The sequence below is a fragment of the Cryobacterium sp. M91 genome, assembly GCF_002929615.1.
Lineage (GTDB): Bacteria > Actinomycetota > Actinomycetes > Actinomycetales > Microbacteriaceae > Cryobacterium > Cryobacterium levicorallinum.
Genome location: NZ_PJJT01000091.1, coordinates 86,063 through 101,873, shown reverse-complemented (window position 1 = coordinate 101,873; position 15,811 = coordinate 86,063). Strand labels below are relative to the sequence as shown.

The 15,811-nt window shown below is 63.4% G+C and carries 15 protein-coding genes; 14 read left to right on the top strand and 1 reads right to left on the bottom strand.

Annotation, left to right across the window (positions count from 1 at the left end):
• Nucleotides 1-199 precede the first annotated feature (199 nt).
• The 9 genes from CXY80_RS17795 to CXY80_RS17755 all read left to right on the top strand — a co-directional run bounded on the left by CXY80_RS17795 (nt 200) and on the right by CXY80_RS17755 (nt 11,179).
• Nucleotides 200-814, top strand: coding sequence for a uracil-DNA glycosylase (locus tag CXY80_RS17795; protein ID WP_104133266.1), 615 nt, complete (start codon nt 200-202; stop codon nt 812-814).
• A gap of 76 nt (nt 815-890) precedes the next feature.
• Complete coding sequence (locus CXY80_RS17790) at nt 891-1,685, top strand: nuclease-related domain-containing protein (protein WP_104133265.1); 795 nt, start codon at nt 891-893, stop codon at nt 1,683-1,685.
• Nucleotides 1,686-1,916: 231 nt separating this feature from the next.
• A complete protein-coding gene (locus tag CXY80_RS17785) occupies nt 1,917-5,042 on the top strand; it encodes a DEAD/DEAH box helicase (RefSeq protein ID WP_104133264.1) in 3,126 nt (1,041 codons plus the stop codon).
• Nucleotides 5,043-5,285: 243 nt separating this feature from the next.
• Nucleotides 5,286-5,612, top strand: a complete 327-nt coding sequence (locus CXY80_RS17780; protein WP_146070765.1) for a hypothetical protein — start codon at nt 5,286-5,288, stop codon at nt 5,610-5,612.
• A complete protein-coding gene (locus tag CXY80_RS17775) occupies nt 5,609-8,398 on the top strand; it encodes a UvrD-helicase domain-containing protein (protein ID WP_104133262.1) in 2,790 nt (929 codons plus the stop codon). Before CXY80_RS17780 ends, CXY80_RS17775 begins: the two co-directional genes overlap by 4 nt.
• Nucleotides 8,399-8,705: 307 nt before the next feature.
• Complete coding sequence (locus tag CXY80_RS17770) at nt 8,706-8,954, top strand: type II toxin-antitoxin system Phd/YefM family antitoxin (RefSeq protein ID WP_104133261.1); 249 nt, start codon at nt 8,706-8,708, stop codon at nt 8,952-8,954.
• Nucleotides 8,951-9,205 (top strand): type II toxin-antitoxin system RelE/ParE family toxin, encoded by a 255-nt coding sequence (locus CXY80_RS17765; protein ID WP_104133260.1) that lies wholly within the window; start codon nt 8,951-8,953, stop codon nt 9,203-9,205. The genes CXY80_RS17770 and CXY80_RS17765 overlap by 4 nt, the downstream gene beginning before the upstream one ends.
• Before the next feature lie 308 nt (nt 9,206-9,513).
• A complete protein-coding gene (locus CXY80_RS17760; protein WP_104133259.1) occupies nt 9,514-9,849 on the top strand; it encodes a hypothetical protein in 336 nt (111 codons plus the stop codon).
• Between the two features lie 103 nt (nt 9,850-9,952).
• Nucleotides 9,953-11,179, top strand: coding sequence for an exonuclease domain-containing protein (locus CXY80_RS17755; RefSeq protein WP_104133258.1), 1,227 nt, complete (start codon nt 9,953-9,955; stop codon nt 11,177-11,179).
• A 60-nt stretch (nt 11,180-11,239) separates the two neighbouring features.
• On the opposite strand, the gene CXY80_RS17750 is transcribed toward CXY80_RS17755, so the two are convergent.
• On the bottom strand, nt 11,240-11,614 hold the full coding sequence (locus tag CXY80_RS17750) for a YccF domain-containing protein (protein WP_104133257.1): 375 nt from the start codon (nt 11,612-11,614) through the stop codon (nt 11,240-11,242).
• A 90-nt stretch (nt 11,615-11,704) separates the two neighbouring features.
• Here CXY80_RS17750 and CXY80_RS17745 point away from each other — a divergent pair, with 90 nt between their 5' ends.
• The 5 genes from CXY80_RS17745 (at nt 11,705) to CXY80_RS17725 (ending at nt 15,626) form a co-directional block, all read left to right on the top strand.
• Nucleotides 11,705-12,115, top strand: coding sequence for a DUF2256 and DUF3253 domain-containing protein (locus tag CXY80_RS17745; protein ID WP_092448822.1), 411 nt, complete (start codon nt 11,705-11,707; stop codon nt 12,113-12,115).
• A 34-nt stretch (nt 12,116-12,149) separates the two neighbouring features.
• On the top strand, nt 12,150-12,740 hold the full coding sequence (locus tag CXY80_RS17740; protein ID WP_104133256.1) for a dihydrofolate reductase family protein: 591 nt from the start codon (nt 12,150-12,152) through the stop codon (nt 12,738-12,740).
• A gap of 47 nt (nt 12,741-12,787) precedes the next feature.
• On the top strand, nt 12,788-13,228 hold the full coding sequence (locus tag CXY80_RS19785; RefSeq protein ID WP_198415519.1) for a hypothetical protein: 441 nt from the start codon (nt 12,788-12,790) through the stop codon (nt 13,226-13,228).
• 139 nt (nt 13,229-13,367) lie between these two features.
• Nucleotides 13,368-13,916 carry a PadR family transcriptional regulator gene (locus tag CXY80_RS17730; RefSeq protein WP_104133255.1) on the top strand — a complete coding sequence of 183 codons (549 nt, stop codon included), beginning with the start codon at nt 13,368-13,370 and terminating at the stop codon, nt 13,914-13,916.
• Between the two features lie 54 nt (nt 13,917-13,970).
• Nucleotides 13,971-15,626, top strand: a complete 1,656-nt coding sequence (locus CXY80_RS17725; protein ID WP_092448819.1) for an AarF/ABC1/UbiB kinase family protein — start codon at nt 13,971-13,973, stop codon at nt 15,624-15,626.
• Nucleotides 15,627-15,811 lie beyond the last annotated feature (185 nt).

Genomic DNA, 15,811 nt, shown 5'->3' with positions numbered 1-15,811 from the left:
CGGTTCACTGCGGGTTCGCCGCCGTTATCGCAGTCACGCGAAGCTCAATCGCGAGCACGGAGGGACTCTTGCTTCTGAACGCGCGAATGACTCTCGCCCCTTGCCTGCTAGTGACCGACTAGCGACCCGTGCGTCAGTCGGGCGGCCCAAACACCCGGGTAGCCTCGCGAACTGCCGCAACCCCGGGTACGTTCACCCCATGACCCGACGCATGAAGGAACCCGCCTACCTCGCTGAGCAGGTGAAGCATCGTTTCGATCGGCACATCAAGCCGATCAACGACTACGTCGACGAGATCAGCACGCCAGACCTCTGGGTTCCTTACGTCGCACCGATTCACGGTGGCATTAACGCTCGCGTACTCTCCGTGCTGCGCGATCCAGGCCCTGCCACACGCAAAGACAAGGGCAGTGGGTTCATCAGCATCGAAAACGATGACCCAACCGCTGAACGGCAGTGCGCGCGCTTCGCGTCAGTCGGCGTTAGTGCCTGCGATATTCTGCCGTGGAACGCCTACCCCTGGTACATCAATCGCGCCCCCAAGGCCGCCGAGTTAGAGGCCGGCGTTGACACCATCCTCGAAATGCTCCACCTGGCACCAGCCGTGCAGGTCGTGCTGCTTCAGGGCGGAGACGCCCTCAGATCGTGGCACCGGGTGCTGCGGCGCGCGCCGAATACGGCCAATGAACTCACCGTCATCTCCACCTACCATCCGGGAGCTCAGGCGCTCTGGCACAGAGATCCGGCCGAGCGCATCCGGCGTGCAACACATCAAGTGGATGCCTACCAGCACCTCGCCGCGGTTCTCGCCTAGCGCAGACTGGCTCGGTGTCGGATTCGCTAAAGTGGCACTAATCATCGGGGGATGAGTGACAACACAGCTACCGGGCATGAGCGATCAGATCGCCGCCCAATCGGTCATCGAAGAGTTACTACGCCAGCAGCTGTCGATGCCACCGCGCACGCGTTTCGCTCGGTTCTGGGGAATCTCCCCGCTGGCCGCCGACAGCGTCGCCTGGTACCGCGGTGCCCAGGGCGAGATCGAGGTCGGCAGAATTCTCAGCCGGCTCCCGCCCGAGTGGCGAGTCTTCCACGCTCTCCCCATCGGCACAGCCGGCGCCGACATCGACCACCTCGTAGTCGGCCCCGGCGGCATCTTCACCATCAACACCAAGCACCATCGGGGCAAGAAGATCTGGATCGCCGAACGAGCGTTCCAGGTCAACGGCCAAAAGCAGCCCTACCTTCGAAACTCCACGTTCGAGGCCACGCGCGTCACCAAAATCCTTCGAGAGCGGATGCCGCAGCTCCCGCCCGCGCAGGCCGTGATCGCGCTGGTCGGCCCCGCGTCGATCACGATCAAGAAGCAGCCCGAGGAAGTGAAAATCTTGGATGCGTACAACTTGCGGCGTTGGCTTCTGAAACGGCCCGTAATTCTTGCCGAAGCGGAACTGGTCGAACTCGCGGCGATCGTCGATGCGCCGGAGACCTGGTCTGCCGTCACGTCTGCACTCCCCCCGAACTTTATGGCGCAGTACACCAAGCTGGATGGCGAGTTTCGATCTGCGCGCGTTCGGCACATCAGCTGGAAGCTGCTCCGCATTGCAACGGTGACCGCAATCGGAGTATTCGTGGCTCTTCCACAGCTAATAGCGCTGGCGGAGAACGTCACTGGAAATTTCTGATGCCACAAAGGAACCGGAATTTGTGCCAGCCACGGGCCTGAGAGACGACGCCCGAACACCAAGGTGGTGCTGGACGGAGTCCAATGCCTGGTCGTTGCTATGGTCGTAGGCAGAAGTACCAGGCGCTAGAAATACTTGGGGGATTGCCAACATGAGACGTGTGCGTACGAGAACGAGCCGCGACCATGAGCCTGCACGGGCCGACCTCGCGGGTCCTCAGAAAATTACCCAATGACCGAACCGATGCCCTTCGGGCTCTATGAGACGCTCATCACCGGTTCCCTGACGAGTGAACTCGCCGTACGCGCCGAGACTGCAAGAAAGACGACCGATAAAATCGTCGATGCGGAGGCCCCCGAGTTCCTCGCCCGATTCCTCGCCCATGCCGCCCGTCGGGCGCTGACCGGCATCGATCCCGCTGATCGGGTTGCGCTCGTCAACCGCGTGCTCGCCGGCCTGCAGTCCGATGAATCTTTTGAACCCGGGGAGTTACGTCAGCTGCTCCAGCTGAGCGCTCCCGGCACCGGCGCAAAAGCGATCGAGCGCCCGGCGACAGCGCTGAGCGATTCGGCCCTTCTCACGAACGCTCGAGACGAGCCCAGTCTGGGCGCTGAATTGCGGGCCGAGCTTGCGAGCGCAGATGAGGTGGACCTTCTCTGCGCCTTCGTGCGCTGGCACGGCATCCGTGTTCTCGAAGACGCTCTCATCGAACTTCACGAACGCAAGATTCCGTTCCGAGTCATCACGACGACCTACGTGGGAGCGACCGAGCGCAAGGCGCTGGACAAGCTCGTGGCCAAGTATGGCGCTGAAGTGCAAGTGAACTATGAGACCCAGTCCACCCGCTTGCATGCCAAGGCGTGGCTTTTTCGGAGGAAGACCGGTTTCAACACGGCGTACGTCGGGAGTTCCAATCTCTCCCACTCCGCCCTCGTGGACGGGCTGGAGTGGAACGTACGGCTCTCGCAGATCAGCACGCCGGCGCTCATCCATAAATTTTCGGCGACGTTCGACAGCTATTGGAACGACCCATCGTTTGAGAATTACGATCCGGACCGCGATTCCGAACGCCTCGACATGGCATTGGGGCGCAGCGCGAATTACGGCCGTGGCGATTCCATCGACCTCTCGAACATTGAGGTCCGACCGTACCCGTACCAGCAGGCGATGCTGGAATCGCTCGAGGCCGAGCGAAACGTGCACGGTCGCCACCGAAACCTAATTATCGCCGCGACCGGTACCGGCAAGACGATCGTCGCCGGGCTCGACTACCAGAACCTGCTTCGGGCCCGTGGTTCTGACCTGAAGATCCTGTTCGTCGCTCACCGGAAGGAGATCCTTGAACAGACACAACGAGTCTTCCGCCAAATTCTCATGGACGGCACCTTCGGGGAGCTGTTTGTCGCCGGAGGCAAGCCCGAGCGGTGGAACCACGTTTTCGCGAGTGTGCAGTCCTTGAACTCCTACGGGGTAGAGAACATCCATCCCCAACACTTTGACGTGGTCATCATCGACGAATTCCATCACGCCGAAGCGAAGACCTACCGGCGCCTGCTGGAACACCTCCAGCCCAAGGAACTGCTCGGTCTCACCGCCACGCCGGAGCGCGCGGATGGTGTCGACATCAAGAACGATTTCTTCGCCGGCCGTGCCGCGGCCGAACTCCGGCTCTGGGACGCCCTCGAAGCTGACATTCTGGTCCCGTTCCACTACTTCGGCATCTCAGACGACGTCGATCTCAGGTCAGTTGAGTGGAAGCGAGGTAGTTACAGCGACGCTGGCCTCGACGCGGTCTACACGGGTAACGATGCTAGGACAGCCAAGATTTTGGTGACGCTGGCGGACAAAGTGACGGACGTTCACCAGATGCGAGCAATCGGATTCTGCGTCTCCGTAACCCACGCTGCGTACATGGCACGCAAGTTCAACGAGGCAAATATTACGTCGGCATGTGTTACCGGCACGACTCCGTCGGCGGAACGCGAAGAGACACTGCGTCGGCTACGCCACGGCGAGATCAGCTGTATTTTCGCGGTGGACGTGCTCAATGAGGGACTCGACATACCGGTCGTCGACACGATCCTGATGTTGCGCCCCACTCAGAGCCCGACGATTTTTCTGCAGCAGCTCGGACGTGGATTAAGACGTGCGCAAGGCAAGGCAGTTTTGACCGTGCTCGACTACATCGGTCAGCACCGCCGCGAATATCGTCTCGATACGCGCTATCGGGCGTTGACGGGTTTTGGCCGCAGCCGTCTAAGGCGCGAGGCCGCGGCAGGGTTCCCGTTCTTGCCGTCGGGGTCGCAACTCGTGTTGGACCGGGTTGCGCGAAAGGTCGTCCTGGAAAGCATCAGCTCGCAGCTCAAATTCAAGAAAGACGTCGTTGCGGACATCCGCTCACACGCATCGACCCGTCCGTCGGTACACGAATACCTGCTCGCGGAGTACCTCGAAGACGCCGAGCGGGGGATTCGCGAGATCTATAGCAGGTGGACCTGGACCGATTTGTCCCGAGAGGCCGGTTTGAGTGGGCCGACTGGTGACGATGCAATCATGTCTGAAAGCGAGGAACAGCTTCTCAAACGGATGGTTGCCTTCGTGCACGTCGACGACCCCGAGCGAGCGGATGCCTACACTCGGCTCTCGACACCGGGGTGCCCGGCCTACGCGGAGCTGTCCGTCCGGGACCAGCGATATGCGCGCATGCTTGTCTTCACTTTGTGGCCTGACGGTAACAAGTTCGCGTCTTATGAGGCTGCGTTGATTCAGCTTCGGGCCACGCGGACTGTCTGCTCGGAGATTCAGCAGATCGTGGCCTTTAGCGCGGATGCCTCCCGGCGGGTGCCGCTCGCCCTCGGGAAGGGGCTGGAAGACGTGCCGATGTTCAGCCACGCTTCGTATCGCCGGGAAGAGATTCTGGCAGCACTCGGCTACGCAAACTTGGAGACGGGCGGCCGCGTCGACAGCCACCGTGAGGGTGTGGCCTGGTGCGCCGAGACGTTGACTGATGCCCTACTCGTGACGCTCCATAAGTCCGAAAAGGACTTTTCGCCGAACACGATGTACCGCGACTATGCCCTCAACGCCTCCCTGTTCCACTGGGAATCTCAAAATGGGACAACCGTCGAGAGCGCGACTGGAAGCCGCTATATAAATGGCAGGCCCGGCGGTTCAAACGTTCTGCTCTTCACCCGCCACGACGGTAAGGACGACGAGGGAATGGTCGGCACCTACACCTGTCTTGGTCGCGTCAACTACCTCAAGCATGCAGGCGAAAAGCCGATCGCCATCACCTGGGACCTCCAACGAGAAATGCCCGCCGACGTCTACGTGAGCGCTAGCGCCGTCCCTCGATGAGCGATCTGCGGGCCTGTCGGCGGGGATCAAGACCGTGGCGCTCTGATGCTCCAGAACCTCCCTAAATCGGCCCTGTCCGAGGGCCGCGGGACGCCACAATGTGTCGCTACAGTTCGGATTACGCGCAAATGCCTCATGTCCGATAGGTCGCTGTTTCACGGAAACGTGCGGTGAGCAGACAACGCAGGGATGAATCCGACGTGACAGAGATGTAGTAACCCGGAGTCGACCATTTTCTCGTCCATGATGGCATCGCAATTCGCAGGAATGACAGCCGTGATGCTGTGGGCGGGAATCTTGCCGTTCGTTGCCTCCTGGCTGCTTGACGGCATCGTGCAGGTATTTCGGCACAACGGCCTGAAGCTCTTCTGGATGGCGCTGGGCTTCAACGTTCTCGTTGCCGGGGCCGGCTACGTCGCGCAGCAATATGGGATGAGCGCCTCGAACGTTCCCACGGCCTCGATCGCAAGCATGACTTCCCTGGCCCAAACGTTCCTCATGTTCACAATTCCGCTTGCCCTCATCGGCTTCGGCGCACGCACGATCAAGCTCCTGGTCAAGTCCCGATGACCAAACACGCACTTCCGTCGTGGCAGCCGTCCGCCTGGGGCAAAGCCTTCACCAAGTCCGGCGACTGGCAACTCGCGCTCCACGACGACATCGTCACCGTCACCGTCGGCGGTGACACGTCCTCGACCGCGACCGCGGTCGAGGACGTGTCGACCGTGGTCGTCACCCGCGGACTGTTCTGGAGCCGGATCGATGTGCAGTTGGGTGAGCGGGGTACCCGGCTCCGCGGCATCCGCTCGACCGACGCGGCAGCGTTTGACCAGGCGTTCACTGCGTCGCGCCAGTCGCTGTACCTGCGGCAGCTCATCGCGGAATTTGATGCGGCGGCGTATCAGGCAACGCTCTGGTTGAACAGCTTTACCGCCGCCCTCAGCCAACACCTGCAGACCAAGGGGTGGCTCACCACCGAATTCAGCACGGACTGGGCTGCGCGCAAGACCGCCGTGGGCTTCTGCCATCTGCTCGATGAGCCCCTGTTGCGCAGCCATATCGCCGAGCAGACCGCCGGCATCGCCGACACGATCGTTCTGTGGGCAGAAGACGTGCTCGACGTGATCGCGCGGGAAAACCAGAACCACCTCGAGTCCGAAACGGATGAATGTCGCGAGTTCTTCGAGAGCGTGGAATCCTCGCCGCTGACGCCCGAGCAGACCCGCGCCGTGATCTGCTTCGACAACCGCATGCTGGTCGTCGCCTCGGCGGGCTCGGGCAAAACCTCCACCATGGTCGCCAAGGCCGGTTACGCCCTGCACCGCAACCTCATTCCGGCCGACAAGATTCTTATGCTTGCTTTCAACGCGGCGGCCGCCAAACAACTGCAACAGCGCACGCGCGACCGCCTCGGACCGCTCGGTCTCGATGCCGACAAGGTCGTCGCCCGCACTTTTCACGCCTTCGGTCTCGAAATCATCGGCCAGGCCACCGGGCGGAAGCCGTCATTGGCGCCCTGGCTCGACGGCGGCGGTGATATCGAACAGCTCGGCCTGATCGTGGATCGGCTGCGCGCGACCGACGTCGTGTTTCGCTCGGAGTGGGACTTCTTTCGCGCCGTGCTTGCCCGCGATTACCGGGATGATGACGGGGCGAAGTCCGATTCCGGTGAGGGTTTCACAACGTCGCAGGGTGAAACCGTCAAGAGCGCCGGAGAGCGCATGATCGCCGACTGGCTGTTCTTCAACGGCGTTGACTACATCTACGAGCAGCGATACGAAATCGAAACCGTCGACGCCGAGCACGTGCAGTACCGGCCGGATTTTTTCTACCCGGCCATCCACGCGTACCACGAGCATTGGGCAATTGATGCCGATGGGTTATCGCCGTTCGAGGACTATCTCGATGGTGTGGCATGGAAGCGGCGCATCCATCGCAGCAACGGCACCACCCTGCTGGAAACAACCATGGCTGAGCTCTGGGGCGGAAACGCCTTGACCAACTTGGGCCACGAACTGACCGAGCGCGGCATCACGCTGCAGCCCGACGCTGGCCGCCTCGCCGCTGGCCAGAAGCCCGTCGAAAACGCGCTTCTGCTGGGTACCTTTCGCACGTTCCTGCTGCACGCAAAAAGCAACTGTCTCACCGACGAACAGCTCAGCGCTCGCCTGGCCGAGCAGGCTCATGGCCCCGTGCGTTACCGCGATGCGTCGTTCCTGCAACTATTCGCGGTAATCCGCCGAGAATGGAACGAGAAACTCCGTGCGGATGACTGCATCGACTTTGAAGACATGCTCACCCTTGCCGCGCAGCACCTCGAAAACGGCGATTGGGAGAGCCCCTACGAACTCGTGATGGTCGACGAGTTTCAGGACGCCAGCTTCGCCCGAGCCCGTTTGGTTCGGGCGCTCGTCGCCGCACCCGGCCGCCACCTATTCGCGGTCGGTGATGATTGGCAAAGCATCAACCGCTTCGCCGGAGCCGACCTCTCGGTCATGACCGGCTTCGAGAGCTGGTTCGGCCCGAGCGACGTCATGCGCCTCGAGCGCACCTTTCGGTTTCCGCAATCCATAGCGGATGTCTCCAGCACCTTCGTTTTGCAGAATCCGGCGCAAATCACCAAGAGCGTCGTTTCGTCGACCGCCGAGTTCGCACCCACGGTGGAGATCATGACGGTGCAAGCCGACAAGGCCTTAGCGGCCGGCATCCGTCATCGTTTGACTGAGCTGCACGGCCGGGTGGCCAGCGGCGCCATCCCCAGTGCGAACGGGCGCAAGGTGTCGGTGCTCGTGCTCGGTCGATACCGCCACCAAAGTAGTTATCTGGACGGCTGTAAACACCTCTCTGACCTGCTCGAGATGTCGTTCGCGACCATCCACGCTTCAAAGGGAGGGGAGGCTGATTACGTCGTGATTGCCGGTCTGGTGTCGGGAAAGTGGGGATTTCCGAGCACTATCCCCAACGACCCGGTGTTGCGCCTCGCTATGCCGCAGGCCGAAGAATTTCCGAAGGCTGAAGAGCGGCGCCTGTTTTATGTTGCGCTGACCCGCGCCCGGCGCAGCGCATTGCTGGTCACCATCGACAAACGTGAATCCCGCTTCGTGCTGGAGCTCATTCGCGACCAGGGCGTGCTGCGCACCAACGCGATCGGCGAGGAATTGAAGTCCATCGTCTGCCCGCGCTGTGGTCGCGGGTTCATGGTCGAGCGCACCGGTAAGCGCGGCCCCTTTCTTGGCTGCGCCCGCTATCCGCGCTGCAAGACGACGCTGGCGCTCGACGGCAGCGAATCGGTGCCGGTCGTGAAGCCGGTCGGCGGGTACCGCAAACCGTTCACGCCGCACCGTCGCAACCGCTGACAACCGGTTATCCGGTGACATTGTCTTTCGCGAACGGTTATGACCAAGTTCTTGAGGCGGCCGCCTGCCCTCTGGTGGGCGCGGCCGCAATGTGTGCGGGGCAACGACTGGTACGTGTGGACCGCCAGCGGTGTCGGTGCCGCCGGCCTCGTGACACTTCTCGTGCTCTTTCAACGTGCCCGTGCAAAGCGGATGGCGGCACGAGCGCACGCGGACGGCGCCTAACGAACGCCGTCTGGCCCTTGCCGTGCGCCCGGCTGCAGATCTGCACATGTACATCGCCATCACGCTGATGTACATTTGAGGCATGTCGAAGTCAAGCGTCACCGACGCCAGGGCGCGCCTACCCGAGTTGATTGCCCAGGCCAGCTCAGAGGCCGTCTTCTTGGAGCGTCGCGGAAAAGTCGCTGCTGTGCTGGTCAGCCCCGAGCAGTACGCGCGCATGCAAGAAGCGCTTGTGGATGCTGAGGATGTCGCGGCGTTTGATGTGGCGATGGCCGACGAGGGTGACAACATTCCCTGGGAGCAGGTCAAAGCGGATCTCGGCTGGATGTGAGCAAATACCGGATCGAATTGCGTCCGGCAGCGGTCAAAGCTTTGCGTCGCATTGATCCGCAGGACCGCGGTCGGGTACATGGCGCCATCGCCCTGCTGGGCGAAGACCCTCGAGCGCCCGGGGCGAGAGCGCTGCAAGGACGGGACGGCTATTGGGTGCGGGTGGGCAGCTATCGCATTTTCTACACCATTCGAAACGACATTCTGGTGGTGGTCGTGGTCACCGTCGGCCATCGGCGGGACGTGTACTAGTAGCGCGTGGTGCTGCTCGACGGCCGCGTTATCGTGGCCCACAACGCCGCCTTCGACGTCACACCAGGACTACCTCGTGCTGCGCGACCGGCAGCTCTCCACCCACGAAGCCGAGGCGCTCTGATTCGCCAGAACCCCTCCCAAATCGGCCCTGTCCGAGGGTCGCGGGCCGACTTCGTGTCAACTAGAGCGCGAAGTGCGGGTTGAAGCCCGCCTCGCGTAGTCAGGACCATTGTTGGAATGCACGGCCAGTCAGCCGCGTCCTGCAACCGGATCGAACGCGTCGAGCTAGCGAGAGGACAGCCAGCATGCCGCCAACCTGGCAGCCATCCGCCTGGGGCAAGGCTCTCACCAGCTCCGGCGACTGGAAAATCGAACTCCACGGCGGCACCCTCACGGTCACCCTGGGCGGCGTCCCTATCGTGACCGCAGTCGAGGATGTCGAGATCGTCACCGTCACCCGCGGCCTGCTCTGGAGCCGGATCGAGCTGCACGTGGGGGAGTGGGTGAGTCGGCTCTACGGCATCCGCTCGAAGGATGCTGCCGCGTTTGAACGAGCCTTCGCCGCGTCGCTGAAGGCGCTGCAACTTCGGCAGCGCACTGCAGAGTTCGATGCTGCGGCCCACCGTGCGAGCCTGGGCTAAACGGCTTCACCGCCGCAACCGCTGATGCCCTCGTCTGTGGGCCGCGGTTGCGCCTGCCTCCTCGCTACAGTCTTAGAACCACCACCCTCAGCTCAGGAGTACCATGCCCGGTTTCGCCGTCATCGACTTCGAGACCACCGGACTCTTCGCGGGTGGCCAAGACCGCGCCATCGAGGTCGCCGTCGCGCATGTCAGCGCTGACGGACAGATCGAAGGGCAGTGGGAGACGCTCATTAACCCCGGGCGGGACCTCGGTCGTCAGGATATTCACCGCGTGCGCGCCGCCGATGTCATGAATGCGCCCAGCTTCGTCGAGATTGCCCCACAGCTCGTGGCGCTGCTGGACGGCCGCGTCATTGTGGCCCACAACGCCGCGTTCGACACCCGCTTTTTACTCGCCGAACTCGCCCGCGCCGGCTACCCGATTTTCGAACCGGTGATCAGCCTGTGCACTATGCAGCTCGCCCGCGACTTTCTACCCGGCACCGGCCGGTCGCTCGCCGACTGCTGCGCCGCCTACGACATCGATCTCACCGGTGCCCACCGAGCCTCGGTTGATACCTGCGCCACCGCCCAACTGCTCAGCCACTACATCACCGGTGCCGCCGATCCGATCCTGTGGGCCGACGCCCTCGACCGTGCCGCCGCCTACCGCTGGCCGACCCTGTCGTTGCCGGAGCGCCCGTGGTACCCGCGGCCGGATTTCGCGACAGAGCAGACGGCATCCGCTTTTCTGGAACGCATCAGTGTGCGGCTGCCCGAGATCACCGGGCCGGCCGAACACCAGGACTACCTCGCCCTGCTCGATCGCTGCCTGCTGGACCGAAAGCTCTCCGCCCACGAAGCGCAGGCGCTCGTACAGCTCGCCGAGGAGCTCGGCCTCAGCCGCCACCGGTGCGAGCTGCTGCACGGGGAGTATTTCGCCGCGCTCGCCCGCATCGCCTGGGCCGACGGCGTGCTCACAACGGATGAGATGGCCGACCTCGTCGACGTCGCCAACCTGCTCGACATCTCAGCGGATGCCCTTGACGCCGCACTCGACCAGCCGGAAACGGCAGTCGTCACCGTGACGAGTACACACTTCGAACTGCACCTCGGCGACCTCGTGGTACTGACCGGCGAGATGACCCGACCCCGCAGCGACTGGGAGTCGGAGTTGCTGGCCCGCGGCTTCGCGCCGAAAAGTGCGGTGACCAAAAAGGTGACGCTGCTCGTGGCCGCCGACCCGGACTCGCTCTCGGGCAAGGCGCGCAAGGCCCGCGACTACGGAATTCCGATCGTGGGAGAGGCCGCCCTGGCCCGGCTGGCGGGGGCGTTCCCTCTGCGCTGACTTCCGGTTGTTCGCCGGCTCCGGCGTGATTTGGCGACGGAGCAGGCGGCATCCGCTTTGTTAGGGCGTGTCGACGATCTGCTTGCCGAGCGGCATGAGCGCGACCGGAATCAGCTTGAAGTTGGCGATGCCGAACGGGATGCCGATGATCGTCACGCAGAGGGCGATGCCCGAGAGCAGGTGCTCGAGGGCGATCCACCAGCCGGCCAGAATCACCCAGACGACATTGCCGAACAGTGACGCGGCTCCGGCGCCCGGGGCGTCGACCACGGTCTTGCCGAACGGCCAGAGCGCGTAGACGCCGATGCGTGCCGCGGCGATTCCCCAGGGGATCGTCACGATGAGAATGCACATGATTGCGGCTGCCAGCATGTAGCCGAGAAACAGCCAGAAGCCTGACAGCACGAGCCAGATGATGTTGAGAAGGGTCTTCATGGTGGTTCCATTCTCGCAGGTCGCCCGTGCCGGGATCGGTGCGGGAGACACACCTGGCACGATTGCAGGACTCCGGGCAAGATAGAGGCCATGGCCCACCGTCAACGGCACCGTTCCGATGCTGACCCCGTAACCGACCGGGCGGATAAGACCTGCGCGTCGTGTGGGCGACGCATCGAGTGGCGTGCGAAGTGGGCCAACAATTGGGACTCGGTGAAGTACTGCTCGGCAGCCTGCCGCTCACACGGGATCAACACGACAGACCTCCAGCTCGAAACGACCATCGTGTCATTGCTGCACAAAAGCGCGCACGATGCCACGATCTGTCCGTCTGACGCGGCGCGCGCCATCGGCGGCGAGGAGTGGCGCGACCTGATGGAGCCTGCCCGACGAGCCGCACGACGCATGGTCGCCCGCGGCGAATTACAGATCACCCAGGGCGGCGTCGTGGTCGACCCGTCAACCGCCAAGGGTGCAATTCGGTTGCGAACGCCGCGATAAGCGTTCCGCACCACATAAAAAGGAGCACACAAAAATGACAGTGACCTGCGACATGATGGTCTCGGAGGACGGCTACGCGGCCGGCGTGAATCAGAGCCTGCAGCATCCGCTGGGCGAGGACGGCGAACGACTAGCCCGCTGGCGTTTCGAGCGGCCCGATGAGAACGCCGCCGAGATCGCCGCCATAGCGACCGCGGGCGCCTACATCATGGGGCGCAACATGTTCGGGCCTGGCCGTGGCGAGTGGGACGACGAGTGGACGGGCTGGTGGGGCGACGACCCGCCGTACCACGCGCCGGTGTTCGTACTGACGCACTACCCGCGGGCTCCGCTCGTGATGCAAGGCGGCACGACCTTCACGTTCGTGACCGCTGGCATCCTGGCGGCGCTGGAGCAGGCTCGCGCCGTTGCGGGCCATCGCGAGGTGGCGATTGCGGGTGGGGCCGCGACGGCGCGGCAATTTCTGTCCGCCGGGCTGATCGACGAATTGCGGCTGCACGTAGCGGCGGCGGTGCTCGGCGCCGGCGAGCCCTTGCTGGCGGGACTGGAACACCTCAACCTGGAACAGGTCAGCTCGGTGGAGCGAGAGCTGGTCACCCACGTGACGTATCGGGTGGTGCGCTGAAGGGATTGTCCCGCCCACGTGAGACGCCATTCGTGGGAGCATGACGCATGCCCAACTTCGTAAGCGAGATCGTCACCCAGACTGTGCAGCAAAACAACTGGTGGCTGAACGGTGGCGGGTGGTTCGTGTTAGCCCTGGTGAATGCGGGCCTGGCCGAACAGAAGAACCGTTCCCGCTGGAACTGGTTCGTTCTCTCGCTGTTTCTCGGGCCGGTGGCCACGTTCTTTATTGTTGTCTGGGAACCGCTGACCCAGCCGCCACTCGAACTCCGGAATCCGTTTGAGAAGGCCGACGGACGTTACCTCACCCTGGCCATAATGTCGCTGGTGATCACCGTCGGCCTGGTGTTGTTCGCGATAGCCGGGCAGGCTTGGTACGTGTGGGTGGCCAGCGCGGTCAGTGCCGCGGCCCTCGTCGCATTTCTCGTGCTGTTCCAACGCGCACGCTCCAAGCGGATGCTGGCGCTGAGGCACGCAAACGGCGCCTGACACAGAGTTGCCATGATCGGTCGGCGGTGTCTGGGAGCCAGCCCTGAGCATCCGTTCTGGGGTAACGCTCGAGGCCATCGCTGGGTATCGTTAGACCTATCGCTGTGTATCGTTCGCACGTCATACCGAGGAGGCAATCATGGGCAACACATTCCCCACCGGCGGGTTCAACGCCGCCAACATGGACGGCATCTGGCAGGCCATGGAACAGTTCCGCTCCCGATTCGAGAAGCAGGCAGGCACAGCCACCCGAGCCGGTCGCGGTGAGGTGCGCACGGCGGTGCTCGCCCTGCTGGCGGAGCAGCCGATGCACGGCTACCAGATCATCCACGAAATCGAAGAGCGCAGCGGCGGCACCTGGAAGCCCAGCGCCGGCTCGGTCTACCCCACGTTGCAGCTACTGGCTGATGAGGGCCTGATCAGCGCCGAAGAGAACAACGGTCGCAAGATCTACTCGCTCACCGATGAGGGTCGCGCGGCAGTCGCTGACGCCGACACGAGCGCCCCGTGGGCCGCGACGAGCTCTACCGGGTCACACACCCACACTGCGCTGCCGAAGGCGGGCATCGAACTCGCCCAGGCTGCTGCTCAGGTGGGTCGCACCGGATCGCCGGAACAGATCAAAGAGGCTGCAACCGTGCTCGACGACGCGCGTCGCAAGCTCTACTCGATCCTCGCCCAGGACTGACGGGTGCCGCTGGCTCGTCGAGGTAGCTACGATTCGAATTCGGGCGCGGGCAACATGCGCGCCCGGTACCGCCGCATTCTGCGTTTTGCCAGCTGGTATCTCGCCATAACGTGGTGGTTCGAGTTGTTCCTGCCTCGCATCGGGCTGGTGAAGATCGCCGAGCGCACGCGCTCCAAGCGGATGCAGCGCTTCGCGAAGGGTTTTCACGTGCTCGCGGCCGACCTTGGCGGTCTCATGATCAAGGTCGGGCAGTTCATGTCATCGCGCCTTGACGTGCTGCCACCCGAGATCACTAAAGAGCTCGAGGGGCTGCAGGACGAAGTCGCGCCGGTATTGTTTGCGGCCATTCGCGCTGCTGTCGAGGCGGAGCTGGGCATGCCGCTCGAACGGGCCTTTACGTCGGTCGACGAGACTCCGGTAGCGGCGGCATCCCTCGGGCAGGCACATCGCGCCCGGCTCACCGCGCTCGATGCTGCTGACACGGGGCTCGACGGGGTCATTATCAAGGTGCAGCGCCCGGGAATCGACGAAATCATCGACGTCGACCTTGCCGCCCTGCGCAAGGTGGGAGGCTGGCTCAGCCATGTGAAACTCGTCTCCAACCGGGTCGACATGCCGGCGCTGGTCGAAGAGTTCGCACAGACGAGTCTCGAAGAGATCGACTACCTGCACGAGGCGAGCAGCTCCGAACGTTTCGCAGCGGCCTTTCCCGATGACGACCGAGTCGGCGTTCCCGGTGTCGTCTGGGAACGAACCACCCGCAAGGTGCTCACTCTCGAAGATGTCACGGCGATCAAGATCACCGACGTCGACGCCCTGATCAAGGCCGGCATCGACCCGGCCGAGGTGGCTCCGGTCTTCGCCGAGGTCATGTTCGACCAGATGTTCACGAGGGGCTTCTTTCACGCCGATCCGCACCCCGGCAACATCTTCGTCACCCCGGACGCCGACAGCGAGCGCGGCTGGCAACTCACCTTCATTGACTTCGGCATGATGGGCGAGGTGCCCACGAGCACGCGTACCGGACTGCGCAAAATGCTCATCGCGGCCGCCTCACGCGATGGGCGCGGCCTGGTCAATGCCATGAACGATGTCGGCGTGCTCCTTCCCTCGGCCGAGACGACCGAGCTCGAACGGGCCATGACCACTCTGTTCGCCCGGTTTGGTGGTATGGGTTTCGCCGAGTTGCGCGAGGTGGACCCGCGAGAGTTCCGCGAATTCGCGGTGCAGTTCGGCGACGTGGTGCGCTCGCTGCCGTTCCAGCTGCCCGAGAACTTTCTGCTCATCATCCGAGCCATGTCGCTCACCTCCGGCGTGGCCAGCGCGCTCAATCCCGCCTTCAACCTCTGGGATTCGGTCGAGCCCTACGCGGCGCAGCTGCTGCGCGACGAGAGCGGCAACTTCGTGCAGGACATCGCGAAGCAGGCAACGGAGACGGTCGGCATCGCCGTTCGCCTGCCCAAGCGCCTCGACGGATTGATCACCCGGATCGAAGACGGCTCCGTTGCGGTTGCCAGCCCGGGTCTCGAGAAGCGCGTCGCCCGCCTCGAGCGCACCCTGCGGCAAGCCGTGTCGGCGCTCCTGTTCGGCGCCCTGCTCATCGCCGGCGTGCTGCTGCGAGCGGATGATGCGGTGCTGGGCACCGTCTTAATGGTCGCGTCGGTCGTCCCCCTGCTGCACACGCTGTTCGCGGGGCGTCGCGGGTTCTGAACGGAGCGTAGCCGTTTGGTCGTCCGGCAAAAACTTGCAGTCGACCCGTCCCCGCGTGTTCCAGGGCCGGTCGGAGCGGTCGGCGGTGCCGGCTGCGGCATCCGTTTCACGGCCCAGAGCGGCACAACCCCTGCGATTTGGGCCGCGGGCGACATTCCACCTCGGAATTACGGGGACGTTTTTTC

Excerpts from the sequence above, each read along its gene's own strand:
- CXY80_RS17795 (WP_104133266.1), top strand. The coding sequence starts at position 200 with ATGACCCGACGCATGAAGGAACCCGCCTACCTCGCTGAGCAGGTGAAG.
- CXY80_RS17790 (WP_104133265.1), top strand. The coding sequence starts at position 891 with ATGAGCGATCAGATCGCCGCCCAATCGGTCATCGAAGAGTTACTACGC.
- CXY80_RS17785 (WP_104133264.1), top strand. The coding sequence starts at position 1,917 with ATGACCGAACCGATGCCCTTCGGGCTCTATGAGACGCTCATCACCGGT.
- CXY80_RS17780 (WP_146070765.1), top strand. The coding sequence starts at position 5,286 with ATGATGGCATCGCAATTCGCAGGAATGACAGCCGTGATGCTGTGGGCG.
- CXY80_RS17775 (WP_104133262.1), top strand. The coding sequence starts at position 5,609 with ATGACCAAACACGCACTTCCGTCGTGGCAGCCGTCCGCCTGGGGCAAA.
- CXY80_RS17770 (WP_104133261.1), top strand. The coding sequence starts at position 8,706 with ATGTCGAAGTCAAGCGTCACCGACGCCAGGGCGCGCCTACCCGAGTTG.
- CXY80_RS17760 (WP_104133259.1), top strand. The coding sequence starts at position 9,514 with ATGCCGCCAACCTGGCAGCCATCCGCCTGGGGCAAGGCTCTCACCAGC.
- CXY80_RS17755 (WP_104133258.1), top strand. The coding sequence starts at position 9,953 with ATGCCCGGTTTCGCCGTCATCGACTTCGAGACCACCGGACTCTTCGCG.
- CXY80_RS17750 (WP_104133257.1), bottom strand. The coding sequence starts at position 11,614 with ATGAAGACCCTTCTCAACATCATCTGGCTCGTGCTGTCAGGCTTCTGG.
- CXY80_RS17745 (WP_092448822.1), top strand. The coding sequence starts at position 11,705 with ATGGCCCACCGTCAACGGCACCGTTCCGATGCTGACCCCGTAACCGAC.
- CXY80_RS17740 (WP_104133256.1), top strand. The coding sequence starts at position 12,150 with ATGACAGTGACCTGCGACATGATGGTCTCGGAGGACGGCTACGCGGCC.
- CXY80_RS19785 (WP_198415519.1), top strand. The coding sequence starts at position 12,788 with ATGCCCAACTTCGTAAGCGAGATCGTCACCCAGACTGTGCAGCAAAAC.
- CXY80_RS17730 (WP_104133255.1), top strand. The coding sequence starts at position 13,368 with ATGGGCAACACATTCCCCACCGGCGGGTTCAACGCCGCCAACATGGAC.
- CXY80_RS17725 (WP_092448819.1), top strand. The coding sequence starts at position 13,971 with ATGCGCGCCCGGTACCGCCGCATTCTGCGTTTTGCCAGCTGGTATCTC.